The organism is thiotrophic endosymbiont of Bathymodiolus puteoserpentis (Logatchev) (assembly GCF_900127505.1).
Lineage (GTDB): Bacteria > Pseudomonadota > Gammaproteobacteria > PS1 > Pseudothioglobaceae > Thiodubiliella.
Genome location: NZ_UEXF01000031.1, coordinates 17319 through 35580 on the forward strand (window position 1 = coordinate 17319; position 18262 = coordinate 35580).

The following is an 18262-nucleotide window of genomic DNA, read 5'->3' on the forward strand; positions in this document are numbered from 1 at the left end:
CATCAATAATGTTGATTGAACCTAGAGAAACAATAATACTGTTTTGTTCTAAATGATGATTGATTTGTTCTAGTAGTGCTTCTAGCAAATTTTCAGTATTGAGTAATTGTCTAAAACGCCAAATGGTGGAATGGTCTGGCACTGCTTCGCTTAAACTTAAATCAATGAAGCGTCTGAACATTAAATCTCTAGCAATTTGTTTTTCTAAGGCTTCATCGCTAAGCGCATACCAAGCCTGAAGAATTAGGATTTTAAACATCATTATGGGTGGATAGGCGCTTGCAGCTGTTTTGGAGGTATAAAGATTTGATAGTGTTTGTTCTATCTCGCCCCAGTTAATGATGTTATGCACATCGTCTAGTTCTGATAGAGATTTATGTTCAATAACAAGAGAATCTGCAAATGAATTTTGTTGGGTGTTTTTCCAAGACATTTTGGGTGTTTTATGGGTGTTTTAGATGGGTGTTGTTTTATCAGATTGGTGGGTTTTTGGTTGGGTTATGCAAAGGTCTCTAAAAAATTATTTAAATTCAACGGTCTCATTTTAGGTTTTAGCATAGCGTAATATTTAGCGGTAAGTAAGCCCGTCAAATGCCTACAGATTGATTGAGCTTTTGATATAACTGTTGAGTCTGCTTTTTTAAATCGGCAATCGTGCCATTGTTTTCAATAACATCACAGGGCAATTCTGCAGAAATTTTTAACCTATTTTCGTGACTAGTTTGCATAGAAATCATATTTTTTGCTTGTTTTTCGTCAATATTTGCACGATTTTTCAGTCTTTTTAGCTGTTTTTCTTCATTACAGGTCAAAATAATAGCTCTATCAAACAGATAAGTTAAGTTTTTCTCCATAAGTAGTGGAATTTCTACAATATTTAAGGATTTTTGTGAATTTTTTTGCCATTCTTGCATTATTTTCAATATTTTTGGATGCAAAATGACTTCAATACGATTTTTATTGCTTTTGTTTTCTAATAAGAGGGTTCGCAACACTTGTCGATCAAGGCTGTTATCTTGATTAAGAATCCTTTTGCCAAAGACATCTACCAGCTCTCTAAGGCCATCTGATTCAGGCGTAGTTACTTGTTTAGAAACATCATCAAGCCGAACAACATCAGCACCTAACTCAGCAAAAATATGAGCCATCTGTGATTTTCCGCAAGCAATGCCACCCGTCAGTGCAATTTTAAGTGTTGTCATAGGTGTTGATTTTAGCACCACAAATCTTCACCTGTAATTATCTATTGACTTTTATGGCAAAAGTCCCGATAATATTGCTCTTCATGGTTATGTAGCTCAGCTGGTTAGAGCACAGCATTCATAATGCTGGGGTCGGTGGTTCAAGTCCACCTATAACCACCATATTTGAGAATTTATACAATCGTAATAAAAAGCGCAATGTATTTTAGATAAGATTGTATAATTTTCAAATTCATTACGCCGAAGTAGCACAGTTGGTAGTGCAACTGATTTGTAATCAGTAGGTCGCCAGTTCGAGTCCGGCCTTCGGCACCATTTTTTAAAAAAAGGTTATTTTGCGATGACCTTTTTTTTCGCCTATAAAAAAACTGTTCATTGTTGATTTGTTGATAGGGCAGGTGTTTGCGGGCAGTGTTGATAAATTTAGAGTTTTTGCGTATAATTATTCAATTTTTCATCAAGGAAATTTAATATGTCATCACGCAGAAATTTAGCAAATGCGATTCGTGCTTTAAGTATGGATGCGGTTCAGAAAGCCAATTCAGGTCATCCAGGTGCGCCAATGGGAATGGCAGATATTGCCGAAGTGCTTTGGAACGACCACATGAAGTATAATCCAACTAATGCTAACTGGGCAGATAGAGATAGGTTTGTTTTATCTAATGGACACGGTTCAATGTTGATTTACTCATTGCTGCATTTAACAGGCTTTGATTTGTCAATTGATGACATTAAGGATTTTCGCCAATTGCATGCAAAGACTGCAGGACATCCTGAGTATGGCTATATAGATGGTATTGAAACAACAACAGGTCCATTAGGTCAAGGTATCACTAATGCTGTAGGTATGGCGATTGCAGAGCGTACATTAGGCGCACAATTTAACAAACCAGGTCATGAGATTGTTGATCATAACACCTATGTATTTATGGGCGATGGTTGTTTGATGGAAGGTTTGTCGCACGAGTCTTGCGCAATGGCAGGTACATTAGGGTTGGGCAAGTTGATGGCTTTTTGGGATGATAATGACATTTCAATTGATGGACATATCGGTGATTGGATGGAGAAAGGCGTTCCGGGTCGTTTTAAGTCTTATGATTGGCATGTGGTTGCTGTTGATGGTCATGATGCTAAGGCAATTAATAAAGCGATTGAAGAAGCGAAAGCGGTTACCGACAAGCCAAGTTTGATTTGTTGCAAAACAACCATTGGTTTTGGCTCGCCAAACCTTGCAGGTACCCATGATTGCCATGGCGCCCCTTTGGGAGACGAAGAAATCGCAGCAACACGCAAGCAACTGGGCTGGGGCCATGTAGCATTTGAAATCCCTGCTGATGTTTACGAAGGTTGGGACCACAAAGCACAAGGCGTGACAGATGAAAGCACTTGGAATGATAAATTTTCTACTTATAAGGCAGAGTTTCCAGCGGAAGCAGCTGAGTTCGAGCGTCGTATGGCGGGTGAGTTGCCAGCGAATTTTGCAGTTGAGATGGATAAGTTCATCGCTAAGACTCAAGGTGAAATGCCGAATATTGCATCACGCAAAGCAAGTCAAAACGCAATTGAAGCAATGGGACCATTATTACCAGAAATGTTTGGTGGTAGTGCGGATTTAACAGGTTCTAACCTTACTAACTGGTCAGGCACCGTTAAAGTCAACAAAGAAAACGCTAACGGCAATTATATTTCATGGGGTGTGCGTGAATTTGGTATGGCACATATGATGAATGGTATGGTCTTACATGGTGGTTTCAAAGTTTATGGTGCAACCTTCTTTATGTTTATGGAATTCATGCGTAACGCATTGCGTATGTCGGCACTAATGAAAATTGGTACGATTTATGTTTATACACACGACTCTATCGGCTTGGGCGAAGATGGTCCGACACATCAGCCTGTTGAGCAATTGGCAACCATGAGAATGATTCCAAACTTTCAAACTTGGAGAGGTTGTGATGCAGTTGAATCAGCAGTTTCTTGGAAGATGGCGATGCTTCGATGCGATGCGCCGACTGCATTGGTATTCTCAAGACAAAATTTGACGCCAATGGAAAGAACGGCTGAGCAAGTGGCAAATATTGAAAAAGGGGGTTATGTATTGCAGGATTGTGAAGACACGCCAGACATCATTTTAATTGCAACAGGCTCTGAAGTTGGTTTAGCAGTGGAAAGCGCTGCGGCAATGCGTGACAAAAAAGTTCGTGTGGTTTCAATGCCTTCAACAGATGCATTTGACACACAAGATAAGGCGTATCAAGATTCTGTGTTAACGCCAGGCGTAAAGCGTGTTGCGATTGAAGCAGGTGTTGGTGATGCTTGGTACAAGTATGTTGGTCTAGAAGGTGATGTGGTTTGTATGACGAGCTTCGGTGAGAGCGCACCAGCAGATCAGTTATTTAAAGAATTTGGTTTCACAGTAGATAATGTGGTTAAAACTGTAAATGAAGTTTTGGCATAATTTTAAAAAAAATATAAAAAAGGAGTAGGAAAATGGGAATTAAAATAGGTATCAATGGTTTTGGCCGTATCGGTCGTATGGTGTTTCGTGCAATTAAAAAGGACTTTTCAGGGTTAGAAGTGGTTGGCATTAACGACTTACTGGAAAATGATTATTTAGCATATATGCTTAAGTATGACACAGCACAAGGTCGTTTTGATGGTGATATTGCTGTTGAAGGCGACAATTTTATAATTGATGGTAAGAAGGTTCGCCTTAGCGCTGAGCGTAACCCAGCCGACCTTAAATGGGGCGATATTGATGTAGATGTTGTCATTGACTGTACGGGTTTCTTTTTAACTGAAGAATCTTGTCAAGCACACATTGATGCTGGTGCTAAGAAAGTCGTTCAATCGGCACCTGCTAAAGACAACACACCAATGTTTGTATACGGTGTTAACCACGATTCTTACAACGCTCAAGCGATTGTTTCTGCGGCGTCTTGTACCACTAACTGTTTAGCGCCAATTGCTAAAATCATTGATGACAACTGGGGACTTAAGCGTGGCTTAATGACAACGGTTCACGCTTCTACTGCAACACAAAAAACAGTTGATGGTCCTTCAATGAAGGATTGGAGAGGGGGTCGTGCAGTATTTGAGAACATCATTCCTTCATCAACAGGTGCCGCTAAAGCGGTAGGCGTTGTATTGCCAGAATTAAACGGTAAATTAACGGGTATGGCTTTTCGCATTCCATCGGTCGATGTTTCAGTGGTTGACTTGACTTGTGAGTTAGACAAGCCTGCCAGTTATGAAGAAATTTGTGCAACCATCAAAGCAACTTCAGAGGGTGCAATGAAAGGTACACTACAGTACACAGAAGATATGGTTGTATCGTCTGATTTCCGTGGCATCAGTGCTTCATCAATTTTTGATGCGAATGCTGGTATCGCACTTGACGATACATTTGTGAAGTTAGTGTCTTGGTATGATAATGAGTATGGCTACACTTGTAATATGCTTCGTTTGGTTCAACATATTGCTTAGTCGCATGAGAATTTACTTTTTTATTGGTGTCTTATTTAGCGTAACGCTATATGGTTGTTCGTCTGCCCCTGTAGTTGGAAATACAGTTGACACTCAACAACAAGGAGAGTCATTAAGAAAGCAATTATTTGATAAAATAAGCAAACACAAGGTTTTGAGTTATAAAGATTTATGGAAGACATTTAAGAAAACGGATGCGTTGCCTAACAAACCGAATAAAGTGTTTGATATTTATTCATATAAGAAGAACAAGTTGCCGTATGTTTATGAGTTTTTTGTCAATCAATGCGGTCACTACAAAAAAGAAGGTGACTGTTATAACAGGGAGCATTCTTTTCCAAAGGCTTGGTGGGGTGACGACTTAGGAAAGCCAATGGCGAAGGATCTATATCATATATATCCAGTAGATGGGTATGTGAATAATATGCGCGCCTCTTACCCTTATGCAGAAGTTGATCCAAAGGGGGCAAAATTTTCTTTGAATGGATCTAAACTGGGTAAGGCAAAAGATAAAAGCTTAAAAGGAAAATATTTTGAGCCTGTTGATGAGTTTAAAGGAGATCTTGCTAGGGGGTATTTTTACTTGCTAACTGCTTATTATGACAGAGTTCAGAATTGGTCTTCACCGATATTAAAAGGCAATAACTTTACGCCATGGGCACAAAAGATATTGCTTAGGTGGCACAAGAACGACCCAGTGAGCGACAAAGAAAGAAAACGCAACAAGCAAATTATGGCAATACAAGGCAATTACAATCCCTTTATTGTAAACCCTAAATTAGTTGGAAAAATATGGAAGGATAAATGATGATTATAAATTTAGAAGCGTTAGAATTGAGTGGTAAAAGAGTTCTGATTCGTCAGGATTTAAATGTGCCTATTAAAGCAGGGGTGGTAACAAGCGATAAGCGCATTAAAGCGTCATTGCCAACCATCGAAATGGCAATGAAACAAGGCGCTAAAGTCATGTTGATGTCACACCGTGGTCGCCCTACAGAAGGTGAAGCGAGTGATGAGTTTACCTTGCAACCCGTTGCCGATCGCCTCAGTGAATTATTAAACATTACAGTACGCTTAGAAAAAGATTGGTTAGATGGTATTGAGATGAATGATGGCGAAGTTGTGCTTTGCGAGAATGTGCGTTTTAATGTGGGCGAAATGGCAAACGACGATGCTTTATCTAAGCGTATGGCAGCCATGTGTGACATCTTTGCGATGGATGCATTTGGTACAGCACACCGTGCACAAGCCTCAACCCATGGTGTGGCTAAGTATGCACCGATTGCTTGTTCTGGCCCGTTGTTATCAGGTGAATTAGAGGCATTAGGTAAGGCATTAGATAACCCTAAGCGCCCGATGGTAGCAATTGTTGGTGGTTCTAAAGTATCAACCAAATTAACAGTATTAGAGTCTTTATCTAAAATTGTTGACCAATTAGTGGTTGGTGGCGGTATTGCCAATACCTTTATTGCAGCGCAGGGGCACAATGTTGGACAATCATTGTGCGAAAATGACTTAATTCCAACGGCTAAAAAATTGATGGAAGATTGTGAAATTCCGGTGCCAAATGATGTAGTTTGCGGCAAGGAATTTTCAGAATCTACAGCAGCTGAAACCAAGGCGTCATCAGAGGTGGTAGATGACGATATGATTTTTGACATTGGTCCTGATTCTGCGCAAGAACTGGCTGAGATTATGAAAAATGCAGGTACTATCGTATGGAATGGTCCAGTTGGTGTGTTTGAATTTGACCAATTTGAAGGTGGCACTAAGACAGTTGCAATGGCAATTGCTAATTCTGATGCATTCTCAATTGCAGGTGGCGGTGATACTTTAGCAGCGGTTGATAAGTACAATATTGAAGACAAAGTAAGCTACATTTCTACTGGTGGCGGTGCGTTCTTAGAATTCTTAGAAGGTAAGAAATTACCAGCTGTAGAGATTTTAGAACTTCGAGCAGCGGAGTAACTCTTGCCTAGAAGAACCAAAATATTAGCAACACTCGGTCCAGCAACGGATAAGCAAGGTGTTTTAGAAGGTATTCTAAAAGCAGGCGTGAATGTTGTGCGTATTAACTTTTCTCACGGTAGTGCAGAAGAACACTTGGCTAGAGTGAAAGCCGTGCGCAATTGGGCACATGATAACAATACCTATGTGGGCGTTTTGATGGATTTACAAGGTCCAAAGATTCGTGTTGCTGGCTTTAAAGATGAAAAAAAGATTGAATTAAATATCGGTGATAAGTTTGCACTTGACGGCGATATGGACGAGACTTCTGGTAATCAAGATGGTGTTGGTATTGCTTACAAAACCTTGCCACAAGAGGTTAAAACAGGCAATGTTTTAATACTTGATGATGGTAAGATTGTTCTAGAGGTTACTAGCATTGAAGGCAATAAAATTAATACCGTGGTAACGCAGGGCGGCATTTTATCTGATAAGAAGGGTATTAACCTTCGTGGCGGTGGCTTGTCGGCTGATGCACTAACTGAAAAAGACAAGAAAGACATACTAACTGCTGCTAAGGCAAATGCAGATTATGTTGCACTTTCCTTTCCAGTGAGTGGTGATGATGTGCGACTTACCAAGAAGTTATTAAAAGAAGCGGGTTCTGATGCAGGCGTGATTTCAAAAATTGAACGCGCTGAATCTTTGGTAGATGATATTATTGCTGATATTATTCAGGAGTCAGCCGGCATCATGGTAGCGCGTGGTGATTTGGGTGTTGAAATTGGTGATCCACAATTACCAGCACAGCAAAAGAGATTGATTAAATTAGCTAGGTCAAATGACCGTATTGTGATTACTGCAACGCAGATGTTAGAGTCAATGATTAGCAATCCAATTCCAACGCGTGCAGAAGTTTTTGATGTGGCAAATGCGGTATTGGATGGTACAGATGCAGTGATGCTATCTGCAGAAACGGCAGCAGGTGATTATCCAGAGAATGCAGTGAAGACCATGCACGATGTTTGTATAGAGGCCGAGAAAAATCCAATTGCAAAAACTTCACATCATCGCCTATATGAAAATTTTACACATATTGATGAAACCATTGCCATGAGTACTATGTATGCGGCAAATCATCTGGGTGTTAAAGTCGTAGCGACACTTACTGAGAGTGGTAAAACACCATTGTGGATGTCGCGTATGAGTTCTGATATCTCAATTTATGCGATGAGTGATAGTATTGCTACTTTGCGTAAAACGACACTTTATCGTGGTGTTTATCCTTGCGGTATTGAGGATATGTCTAATTTAGATTGGAGCAAGGTCAATGCCAGAGTGATTAAAATATTAACAGAAAAAGATATTGTAGGAAATGGAGATTTGGTGGTATTAACCAAGGGTATGCATAAAGGAGAGTCAGGCGGAACTAACCTAATGAAAATTCTTTGTGTTGGTGATACTGAATATGAGTAAGTAAGCTAAAATAGCAAGAAAATAGGTGTCTTCGTTGCTAAACGAATGAGCAATATTAAATTTTAGAAGGTATTTAATTAAAAATAAAAAAAGTAAAAATATGTGTGTTCGTTACTAAATAAACGAGTAGTGTTAAACTTTAGTAAGTATTTAATTCAAAATAAAAAAAGGAGTAAAAATATGTTAATTTCACTAAGAGAATTATTAGACCATGCGGCAGATAATAGCTATGGTATGCCAGCATTCAATGTTAACAATATGGAGCAGGTGCACGCGATTATGCAGGCTGCAGACAGGACAAATAGTCCAGTTATCATGCAGGGCTCTGCAGGTGCACGCTCTTATGCAGGTGAGCCATTCTTGCGTCATCTTATTATTGCGGCGACTGAAATGTATCCCCATATTCCAGTGGTGATGCATCAGGACCACGGTTCTGAGCCGGCTATTTGCTTGCGTTCAATTCAATCGGGTTTTTCATCGGTGATGATGGATGGTTCTTTAGAGGCTGATATGAAAACCCCAGCCAGCTTTGAGTACAATGTTAATGTTACCGCTGAAGTGGTAAAAATGGCACACGCAGGTGGTGTTTCTGTAGAAGGCGAATTAGGTTGTTTAGGTTCACTTGAAACTGGCATGATGGGCGAAGAAGATGGCCATGGTGCGGAAGGTAAGCTAGATTTAGATATGTTGCTTACCTCAGTGGAAGAAGCGGCTGATTTTGTTAAGGCCACCAATGTGGATGCTTTAGCAATCGCGATTGGCACTTCACACGGTGCGTACAAATTTACCGCAGAACCAACAGGTGATGTGCTGCGTATTGACCGCATTAAAGAAATTCACGCACGCATCCCAGACACGCATTTGGTTATGCATGGTTCGTCTTCAGTGCCACAAGATTGGTTAGAAATCATCAACAATCATGGTGGTGATATGGGTCAAACTTATGGGGTGCCAGTGAATGAAATCGTTGAAGGTATTAAGCACGGTGTGCGTAAAGTTAACATTGATACTGACTTGCGTATGGCATCAACAGGCGCAGTGCGTAAGCATTTGATTGAAAATACTGCTAATTTTGACCCGCGTAAATTCTTAAAAGAAGCCACCAATGCCATGAGTGATATTTGTGCCGCTAGGTTTGAGGCTTTTGGCTCAGCTGGCAATGCCGATAAAATCAAAGTTTCTTCATTAGATACGATGAGTCAAAGATATTTGTCTGGCGAGTTAGACGCAAAGATTAAATAGTTGAACTTAGATTGCAGGATNCCCGCGTAAATTCTTAAAAGAAGCCACCAATGCCATGAGTGATATTTGTGCCGCTAGGTTTGAGGCTTTTGGCTCAGCTGGCAATGCCGATAAAATCAAAGTTTCTTCATTAGATACGATGAGTCAAAGATATTTGTCTGGCGAGTTAGACGCAAAGATTAAATAGTTGAACTTAGATTGCAGGATTTGTTGCAAGCAATTGGATTATATTTACAGAGACCTTTGCATAAATAGGGATGATTAGCAAAATCCAATTTTTGCCCAATTGGTGATTTCTTTAAACCTTGTCCTAGCAGGGCTAAGGCTGGGTTTAAAAAATCGCCAAGTGGGTGAAAAGTGGGTTTCTGATGATTGTTCCTATTTATCCGCAAGGGAGGCTACGCACTGCAAAGGCCTCTTACAACAAAAATATATTTTAAGGAGGGCGTATGGTTTATTCGGTAATAACTATTGCTAATAAATTTATTGATTTGGCTAAAAACGAACCTTTAACTAATATGCAATTACAAAAGATGGTCTATATTGCACATGGGTTTAGTTTAGCACTTAGGGACACTAAATTATATTATGAAGATACAAGAGCTTGGAATTTTGGACCTGTGGTGCCAGAACTTTATGAAAAGTTGAGAGAGCATGGCTCTAATCAAGTAAAAAATAAGATAAGTTCCTCACCTAAAGAAGAAATTGATAAGGATAGTTCAGAGATCATTGAAGAGGTATATAAAAACTATAAGCAATATAGTGGTCCGCAATTATCAGGTTTAACTCATCAAAAGAATACGCCTTGGAGTAAAACTTGGGAAAGCAATAAATATGGTGTCATTCCTGCTGATGATATATATAAATTTTATAAAGACAATCAACTTTAATTTATAGTTATGGGTGGAATCAGTGAATTTATTCTAAAAAGAGGAAATAAAGATAAACCGATTATAGATAACTTGAGTACACCGTTAGAAGAGGAAGATCCTTTAGAGTCTTTAGAGTCTAAAAAGAAAAATCAAGAACTATCTCACAAAGACAACAAACATCAACTTGCAGTTGGAACATACAAAAAATTGTTTCGGGCTATTTGCGCTTATATTATTTTGGTGCTATTGCTATTGACTGGAAATAAGCATTATTTTCAACTTGAAAGTTTAGTTTTGATTGCTTTGTTAAGTACCACTACTGCCAATATTCTTGGTGTGTTTTATATAGCCTCCAAGTGGCTTTATGAAACAGATAAATAGTAATTGCAACGGGTGGGCGTAGATGCGAAAACTGTTTCGTTAAGTGTGTTTGCATAAAGCCCATTACTTAGAGGTAAAAGTAACAACTTTTGATTTATCGGATTTATTAATTGCACATACTGTCAAAACATCTGGCATAAGTAGTATTTTAACTTTTGATAAAAGATCCACTCAATATACATTATTTGAATTGTTAATATGAATAAACATTATTCAATCATCGTCATCGGTGGCGGGCATGCAGGCACTGAAGCAGCGCTTGCGCCTGCACGCATGGGTGTTAAGACACTGTTGATTACGCATAATATTGAGACACTTGGGCAGATGAGCTGCAATCCTGCGATTGGCGGGATTGGTAAAGGGCACTTGGTGAAAGAGATTGATGTGATGGGTGGTGCTATGGCACATGCGATTGACAAGGCGGGCATTCAATTCCGCACACTTAATGCTTCTAAGGGTCCAGCAGTGCGTGCTACTCGTGCTCAAGCAGATAGGGTTTTGTATAAAGCGGCCATTCGCCACAAATTAGAAAATCAGGAAAACTTATCATTGTTTCAGCAGGCAGTTGAAGATTTAATCATTGAGAATGATGTCNTGTGCGTAAAGTTAACATTGATACTGACTTGCGTATGGCATCAACAGGCGCAGTGCGTAAGCATTTGATTGAAAATACTGCTAATTTTGACCCGCGTAAATTCTTAAAAGAAGCCACCAATGCCATGAGTGATATTTGTGCCGCTAGGTTTGAGGCTTTTGGCTCAGCTGGCAATGCCGATAAAATCAAAGTTTCTTCATTAGATACGATGAGTCAAAGATATTTGTCTGGCGAGTTAGACGCACAAATTAAGTAAGTGACACTATTTCAATGTTGCTGGTCGTTGCATTAAAGATGGAATATTTTAAATTTGTTAATAAATAGGTGAGTATTATGAGCAAAGATTTTGATTATAAGGAGTTTGTAAACGAGTGTTATGAGGGCAAGAAAGATCAAGAAATTCACAATGCCAGCGAAGAGAATGCTTTGTTGCTTTTCAGTACACTCTTTGATAAGGCGATTAGAGATAAAGAAGATGTAAAAATTATCTCTAATCAATTATTGAGGCGTTTTTACGATCAATTAACCACTCGACTGCAAAAAGTGCTTGAAAATGGCAACACGGTAAGTGTTATTGTTGAAAAAGAGATTGATGATCAAGTGCATAATACTTTCTACCAACAGTCTAAGGAGAATTTAAAGATTGCTTCAAATTTTGATGAATTGCCTAATTTTATTGTTGTGGGTAACAATGCTTTCCGTTACGAAACTGATAAAAATAGCACTAAAGCTATTGCCAACTTTAACCATAAGAGTATGGGCATGTTTGTATCTAATTTATTTGATAAGATAGATAGAGACATTACGCTAGCATAATAATGCAGGAGATTTTATCTCAGTTAAATATACTGGTAGTTTTAACTGGTGTTTCGGTTGCGGTTGTGCAATATCTTTTTACTAATCATCAGACGCATTTAAAAGATTTTATTACTTCTTTGGTAAAAATTGATTTTGATAAAGATAATAAATATGATTCACAACTTGAGGAACAATGGGAAAGTGCCGTTACTGAGTGCAGAAAACACACTTATTTTATCAATCCAAATAATTCAATTTTAGTTGGGTTCTTATTAATAATAAGCTTGGTATTCATTTTTTTATTGAATATTGTCGTCAGTAACTTTGTTAATATGGATATAATTTTATTTATTATGTGTTGTATATTTGCAATAGTATTGTTCATATGGCTGATAGCAAATTTGCTTATTTTAAGACTAATGTTCAAAAAAGAAAGCACGATTAAAGCTGAATTTGATGAAATAGAAAAACAACATCAATTGGTTGATAAAGTTCTAAACAACAAAGGATAGCCCGAAAATTATGGGATATTCACAACATTATTCAATCATCGTCATCGGTGGCGGGCATGCAGGCACTGAAGCAGCGCTTGCGCCTGCACGCATGGGTGTTAAGACACTGTTGATTACGCATAATATTGAGACACTTGGGCAGATGAGCTGCAATCCTGCGATTGGTGGGATTGGTAAAGGGCACTTGGTGAAAGAGATTGATGCGATGGGTGGTGCTATGGCACACGCGATTGACAAGGCGGGCATTCAATTCCGCACACTTAATGCTTCTAAGGGTCCAGCAGTGCGTGCTACTCGTGCTCAAGCAGATAGGGTTTTGTATAAAGCGGCCATTCGCCACAAATTAGAAAATCAGGAAAACTTATCATTGTTTCAGCAGGCAGTTGAAGATTTAATCATTGAGAATGATGTCATTAAGGGTGTGAAAACACAAATGGGTTTGCGTTTTACGGCCGATAAAGTAATTTTAACTTCTGGTACTTTTTTGGGTGGTGTGATTCATATTGGGCAGTCTAATTACGAAGGTGGCCGTGCTGGCGATGCGCCATCCAATGCATTGTCCAGGCGGCTTCGTTCCTATGATTTAGGTGTGGGACGATTAAAAACAGGTACACCACCAAGGCTTGATGGGCGCACTATTGATTTTAGTGTATTGCAAAAACAGCCAGGTGATACGCCATTACCGACTTTTTCTTTTATGGGAAAGGCGAGCGATCACCCACAGCAAATCCCTTGCTACATCACGCATACTAATGAGCAAACGCATGATTTTATCCGTGATGGTTTAAAAGACTCACCAATGGTTACAGGCAATATTGAAGGTACTGGCCCAAGATATTGCCCATCAATTGAAGACAAAGTCGTGCGTTTTAGTGAGCGTGATTCACACCAAATTTTTGTTGAGCCTGAAGGTTTGATGACCAATGAGGTCTATCCAAATGGTGTCTCGACTTCTTTGCCGTATGAAGTGCAGCAAGATTTTATTCGCTCAATCAAAGGTTTTGAAAATGTTGATATTGTGCGTCCTGGTTATGCCATTGAGTATGATTTTTTCGACCCGAGAGGCTTGAGACAAACACTGGAAGTAAAAAAAATATCAGGACTGTATTTTGCTGGACAAATTAACGGTACAACGGGTTATGAAGAAGCAGCAGCACAAGGATTACTGGCAGGTGTGAATGCGGGGTGCGCTGTATTAGAAAAAAATCCTTGGTTGCCAAAACGCGATGAGTCTTATATTGGGGTGATGGTAGATGATTTGATTACCAAAGGCACAAATGAGCCTTATCGTATGTTTACTTCGCGTGCTGAATATCGCTTGTTACTCAGAGAAGACAATGCAGACGCGCGCTTAACACCCAAGGGTAGAGAGTTAGGTTTGGTGGATGATGAGCGTTGGGCAGCGTTTAAAATTAAATATGAAGTAGCAGCGCAAGAAAAAGAACGCTTAAAAACCACTTGGATTCAAGCCAGTGATACGCAGGCAAGCGAAGTCTTAGGTCAGGCGTTGAGTCACGAGTATTCGTTGCTAGAATTGTTAAAACGACCAAAAGTGAATTATCAAGTTTTATCTCAGATTGAATCGGGGCAGCCTTTTTTAACGGATACAACTTTAATCGGTGTGGTGGAAAATCAGATTAAATATGAGGGTTATATCAAACGCCAACTAGAAGAAATTGAAAAATATCGCAAGAATGAAGACACCGTTTTACCGAGCGATATAGACTACGATTCTATTAGGGCATTGTCAAGTGAAGTGATACAAAAACTTAGCGACCATCGTCCAGAGACTATCGGTCAAGCAAGCCGACTTCAAGGTGTTACTCCTGCGTCTATTTCTATTTTATTGGTGTATTTAAAGACTTATAGTAAATCATGAATCATGAAACTTTATTACTTGGTGGCGCCAAAAAGATGAACATCAAGCTTGATGAAGAGCAACTATCTAAGTTGCTTGAATATTTAACATTAATCACAAAATGGAACAAAACTTATAACCTCAGTGCGATTCGCACAATGGAAGAAGGCGTTAAAAAGCATTTATTAGACAGCTTGTCTATTATGCCGTTTATTGACAAGTCACCACTACTTGATGTGGGCGCAGGTGCAGGATTGCCAGGGATTGTGATTAGTATTATGCGACCTGAGCTTTTTGTTAATGTGCTAGATACAGTGGGTAAAAAATGTCGTTTTATGCAGTTTGTAAAATCTCAATTAGGGCTTAAAAATTTAACCGTATTGAATGAGCGTGTTGAGGTGTTTGAATCTCAGAGGTGTTTTGGTCAGATTACTTCCAGAGCATTTGCTAAGGTCAACAAAACATTGAAATTAACACAACATCTATTATGCGATAATGGGCGTTACTTATTAATGAAGGGTGCAAATATTGGACAAGAGAGTTTGCCCGAAGGTACAAAAATCCATCAACTGTGCGTATCAAATGTTTCAAATGAACGGTTCTTATTAGAAATTAGGAAAAAAATATGAAAAAAATAATCTACACATTACTGGGTTTAATTGTTACTGTAACAATTGTTATTATTACTCTGCTTGACCCGATAGGAAAGAAAATCAGCCAACAATATGCTACTGAGTTATTAAAAACACCGGTCAAAATCAGTCAATTTAGTTCTGATTTTTTAGACAAGAGTATTAATATTGATTTTATTGAGGTGAAAAACCCACCTAACTTTAAGAATGAAAATGCCTTCTCTTTGGATCATTTTTCTTTAAAAGTAGGCGATAGCGATAACAATTTGATTGTTCTTGATGAGATATTTCTTGATGGGTTGGCATTCACCTTGGAGCAAAACGATTCTAATGTGAATTTGACACAACTCATTGATAATTTAGATCAAGCGCCATCACAGTCCTCTGATGTGTCTAGTAGTGATAATAGTAACGCCAATGAAAAACGCATCAAGATAAAGTATTTTAAAGTTAGCAATATTAGCCTTAAAGTGGATTCTGAGTGGCTAAGAACCACACTTAAAGTTCCTAATATTTCCATCAGTAATTTTGGTGGAGATTCAGGTATTAGAATTGATAAAATTGGCAAAGAAGTTACCAAAAAGATTATGAATAATTTGAGAAAAGCATTAGAGGAAAAGGGTATTGAGGCTGGTAAAAAAGAAATTGAAGCTAGCTTGCGTCGAAAAATTGCACAACAGCTCGGTGTTGCAAGTGATGAACTAAAGGACACGGTAAAAGATTTGTTTAAAAATTTCGATTTTTAATTGTAAAAGTAGAGGCGATTGATTTATTCTGCGGTATTTCACAAGATATAAATAGATTGGTTTTTTAGTCTAAAAGAGACCTTTGCAGTGCGTAGCCTCCCTTGAGGATAAATAGGAACAATCATCAGAAACCCACTTTTCACCCACTTGGCGATTTTTTAAACCCAGCCTTAGCCCTGCTAGGACAAGGTTTAAAGAAATCACCAATTGGGCAAAAATTGGATTTTGCTAATCATCCCTATTTATGCAAAGGTCTCTAAAAATTAGGCAAACCCACGCAAAAGATAAGTATGTTTCAATCATTAAATCATTGTCCGTGTTAAAAAGTGGTAAGGCTTCTGAGGCGTCCTTTAATTGATATTGAAACCACATTGAATTACAAAAGACCAATAACAGTAAAATAAAGTGGCATGCAGTGTAACTCTAATGAAAAAGAAAAAACAAGTAAGAACAGAATTAAAATTTAGAAGAAAAATTGTTTGATTTTTTTTGGATGAAATAAACTTATAGACTTAAATGCTCAACTCTATTATAATAAAGTGTTGGTTACAATTTTGTGACTATAAAAAGGATGAATAAATGCAAAAAAACAACATAACTATAGTTGTGGCAGTGGCATTGACGCTGGCAACAGCCCAATCAATAGCGAGCAACGACTTACAGATTACTCGCACAGGACTTAACGATCTAGCGGTGATCGCCCAATTCGGAGGCGCCAACATCTCAGTCGGTAAGCAAGTAGTGCCCTTTGGTAATAATGATACAATGATGACCAATAGTGCTAGTAGAGCACTCGCAGAGAAGTCATACAATAGCATTGTCGCTAGCAAACAATTCGGCGCTACAAACTTTAATGTATGGCTAGGAGGCAGTAAATCAAGAGGACTTTCTGCTAGTTACGCAGGCAGTAATTGGCAGCTAGGAGCGAGTGCAATGCAATATACAACAGAACGCACCGTATCAACAATGATAGATCTCGGGACATCAAGTGCAAACACTCCATCAAGCCAATTTGACCCACTTATCCCATGGAAAAGAGTTGATAAACCTCAACAAGAGGTGGCTAAAGATAAACCTCAACAAGAGGTGGCTAAAGACAAACCTCAACAAGAGGTGGCTAAAGACAAACCCCAACAAGAGGTGGCTAAAGACAAACCCCGACAAGAGGTGGATAAAGAGCAACTTCATCAAAAGGTTGACGCTGCTGCTGTTTTGAAAATGCGTGCAGCTCGAGCAGAGTATCAAAGATTAAGGGTAGAATATGACAGGTTAAAGACAGAATATGACAGCATGAATGCCGATAGCCAAAGTCTAGGCGTGTCTTTGATCGTGGCTCAGGATATATGGGCTGCGACTAACGGCGTTTACAACAATATGCTTATTCAGCAGAAAAATGAAACGAATGCGCTTAACTCGCTTAAGCAATTAATTGCAGCAACAAAAGATAAGATTAAAGAATATCAACGATTGCATGATGAATACAAAGCAAAGTATAGCCAGACTTGGTTTTCTGCGTACCTGAATGCGGCAGGAATGGCTAATTACCGGAAGGAACAAGAGCAAAAAAAACTTGCTACTTATCAAGCAAAAATTGTGCTTCAAAGATCCATAGTGAAAAACATAGCACTAAGATTGAAGGCTATCAAGTCTCAGTTAGACAAAGCCCTTGCTACTAAACTCAAAATAGCCAGCAAGCAAGCACAACTTGTTAGCAAAATTGAGAAAATTCGTATACCGTTGAGAAAAGCACGCTGGGCAAGCGAAAAAGCCTACATGAAGCTCAACAAAGCAATTGAAGAAGTTGAAGTTTCAAAATATAAACACATAGAGCAGTCAGTGCATAACAATGAAGGTACTGTAGATACACCTTCAAGAACTGATCATAACAATGAAAATGCTGTAGATGCACCTCCAGGAATTGATCGTAATAATGAAAATGCTGTAGATGCACCTTCAGGAATTGATCGTAACAATGGAAATGCTGTAAATGCACCTCCAGGAATTGATCATAACAATGCTATCAAGCCATCAAACGCTGGTATCAACAACAGACTGAGTGCTATTAAGGGTGAAGCAATAAGTTATATTGAAAGCACGAGGTATACGGGGGTTTCACTACATGGCAGTTATTCGTTCGGTAGTGGTATCTCGGTGTTAGCCAAGCATATTACTCTTAAAACGAAGAGCAAATCAGAGTCGATTAACTCACTTGAAGTACAATATCTAGTGCGTGATGGTTTTGTAGTTGGTATCCGCAAAGAATCATTTAATGGGATAAATAACAACGCTGTAACAGTCGCAACCAAATACGCTGTTGAGGATGGCAAAAGTATCGGGTTTGAGCACAGAGCAAGTGGTAGCGATAACAAGTCAAGTGTGAATTTCTCTTTAAAGTTCTAGTAACACATGATAGCAGTCGTTCGCCTCTATGGGCACTGCAAATAATAAAAAAGCCCTGATTATTCAGGGCTTTTTTATTGCACTTAATCGGGCATGGCGTTAGGTTTGTAATTTC

16 protein-coding genes, 2 tRNA genes and 3 pseudogenes are annotated in these 18262 nt (G+C 38.8%); 19 read left to right on the forward strand and 2 right to left on the reverse strand.

All coding sequences use genetic code 11. The features are described from left to right. A partial coding sequence (locus BHECKSOX2_RS05300; protein WP_139682531.1) for a transposase occupies nt 1–433 on the reverse strand: 433 nt, incomplete at its 3' end. A gap of 154 nt (nt 434–587) precedes the next feature. Continuing rightward, the gene (coaE, locus tag BHECKSOX2_RS05305) at nt 588–1202 is read right to left on the reverse strand and encodes a dephospho-CoA kinase (protein ID WP_139682766.1); all 615 of its coding nucleotides are present in this window, start codon (nt 1200–1202) and stop codon (nt 588–590) included. Nucleotides 1203–1287: 85 nt separating this feature from the next. Here coaE and BHECKSOX2_RS05310 point away from each other — a divergent pair. From BHECKSOX2_RS05310 to BHECKSOX2_RS05400, 19 genes and pseudogenes are all read left to right on the forward strand, one after another. Next, nucleotides 1288–1364: transfer RNA gene (locus tag BHECKSOX2_RS05310), tRNA-Met, on the forward strand. A gap of 77 nt (nt 1365–1441) precedes the next feature. After that, nucleotides 1442–1517, forward strand: a tRNA-Thr gene (locus tag BHECKSOX2_RS05315). A gap of 157 nt (nt 1518–1674) precedes the next feature. Next, nucleotides 1675–3660, forward strand: coding sequence for a transketolase (gene tkt, locus BHECKSOX2_RS05320; protein WP_139682767.1), 1986 nt, complete (start codon nt 1675–1677; stop codon nt 3658–3660). Between the two features lie 32 nt (nt 3661–3692). Beyond that, nucleotides 3693–4688, forward strand: a complete 996-nt coding sequence (gap, locus tag BHECKSOX2_RS05325; RefSeq protein WP_139682768.1) for a type I glyceraldehyde-3-phosphate dehydrogenase — start codon at nt 3693–3695, stop codon at nt 4686–4688. Between the two features lie 4 nt (nt 4689–4692). Continuing rightward, a complete protein-coding gene (locus BHECKSOX2_RS05330) occupies nt 4693–5496 on the forward strand; it encodes an HNH endonuclease signature motif containing protein (protein ID WP_180323677.1) in 804 nt (267 codons plus the stop codon). Continuing rightward, the gene (locus tag BHECKSOX2_RS05335) at nt 5493–6656 is read left to right on the forward strand and encodes a phosphoglycerate kinase (RefSeq protein WP_139682769.1); all 1164 of its coding nucleotides are present in this window, start codon (nt 5493–5495) and stop codon (nt 6654–6656) included. The genes BHECKSOX2_RS05330 and BHECKSOX2_RS05335 overlap by 4 nt, the downstream gene beginning before the upstream one ends. Nucleotides 6657–6659: 3 nt before the next feature. Continuing rightward, complete coding sequence (gene pyk, locus BHECKSOX2_RS05340) at nt 6660–8111, forward strand: pyruvate kinase (protein WP_139682770.1); 1452 nt, start codon at nt 6660–6662, stop codon at nt 8109–8111. A gap of 180 nt (nt 8112–8291) precedes the next feature. Next, a complete protein-coding gene (fba, locus tag BHECKSOX2_RS05345; RefSeq protein WP_139682771.1) occupies nt 8292–9353 on the forward strand; it encodes a class II fructose-bisphosphate aldolase in 1062 nt (353 codons plus the stop codon). A gap of 22 nt (nt 9354–9375) precedes the next feature. Next, a pseudogene (locus tag BHECKSOX2_RS05350) lies at nt 9376–9540 on the forward strand (fructose-1,6-bisphosphate aldolase); the annotation flags it as partial. A gap of 262 nt (nt 9541–9802) precedes the next feature. Beyond that, nucleotides 9803–10243: a Panacea domain-containing protein gene (locus BHECKSOX2_RS05355; protein WP_139682772.1), complete on the forward strand. Its 441-nt coding sequence runs from the start codon at nt 9803–9805 to the stop codon at nt 10241–10243. 9 nt (nt 10244–10252) lie between these two features. After that, nucleotides 10253–10606 (forward strand): hypothetical protein, encoded by a 354-nt coding sequence (locus tag BHECKSOX2_RS05360; protein WP_139682773.1) that lies wholly within the window; start codon nt 10253–10255, stop codon nt 10604–10606. A 198-nt stretch (nt 10607–10804) separates the two neighbouring features. Then, nucleotides 10805–11197 (forward strand): annotated as a pseudogene (locus BHECKSOX2_RS05365) (FAD-dependent oxidoreductase); the annotation flags it as partial. Nucleotides 11198–11202: 5 nt separating this feature from the next. After that, nucleotides 11203–11457 (forward strand): annotated as a pseudogene (locus BHECKSOX2_RS05370) (class II fructose-bisphosphate aldolase); the annotation flags it as partial. A gap of 77 nt (nt 11458–11534) precedes the next feature. Beyond that, a complete protein-coding gene (locus BHECKSOX2_RS05375) occupies nt 11535–12017 on the forward strand; it encodes a hypothetical protein (protein WP_139682774.1) in 483 nt (160 codons plus the stop codon). A gap of 2 nt (nt 12018–12019) precedes the next feature. Next, nucleotides 12020–12511, forward strand: coding sequence for a DUF2207 domain-containing protein (locus tag BHECKSOX2_RS05380; RefSeq protein ID WP_139682775.1), 492 nt, complete (start codon nt 12020–12022; stop codon nt 12509–12511). Nucleotides 12512–12521: 10 nt separating this feature from the next. Beyond that, nucleotides 12522–14390, forward strand: a complete 1869-nt coding sequence (gene mnmG / locus BHECKSOX2_RS05385) for a tRNA uridine-5-carboxymethylaminomethyl(34) synthesis enzyme MnmG (protein ID WP_139682776.1) — start codon at nt 12522–12524, stop codon at nt 14388–14390. Beyond that, nucleotides 14387–14998, forward strand: a complete 612-nt coding sequence (rsmG, locus tag BHECKSOX2_RS05390) for a 16S rRNA (guanine(527)-N(7))-methyltransferase RsmG (protein ID WP_180323678.1) — start codon at nt 14387–14389, stop codon at nt 14996–14998. Before mnmG ends, rsmG begins: the two co-directional genes overlap by 4 nt. Next, nucleotides 14995–15747 carry a hypothetical protein gene (locus BHECKSOX2_RS05395; protein ID WP_139682778.1) on the forward strand — a complete coding sequence of 251 codons (753 nt, stop codon included), beginning with the start codon at nt 14995–14997 and terminating at the stop codon, nt 15745–15747. The genes rsmG and BHECKSOX2_RS05395 overlap by 4 nt, the downstream gene beginning before the upstream one ends. A gap of 579 nt (nt 15748–16326) precedes the next feature. Continuing rightward, nucleotides 16327–18147, forward strand: coding sequence for a coiled-coil domain-containing protein (locus BHECKSOX2_RS05400; protein WP_139682779.1), 1821 nt, complete (start codon nt 16327–16329; stop codon nt 18145–18147). The last annotated feature ends 115 nt before the right edge of the window (nt 18148–18262 follow it).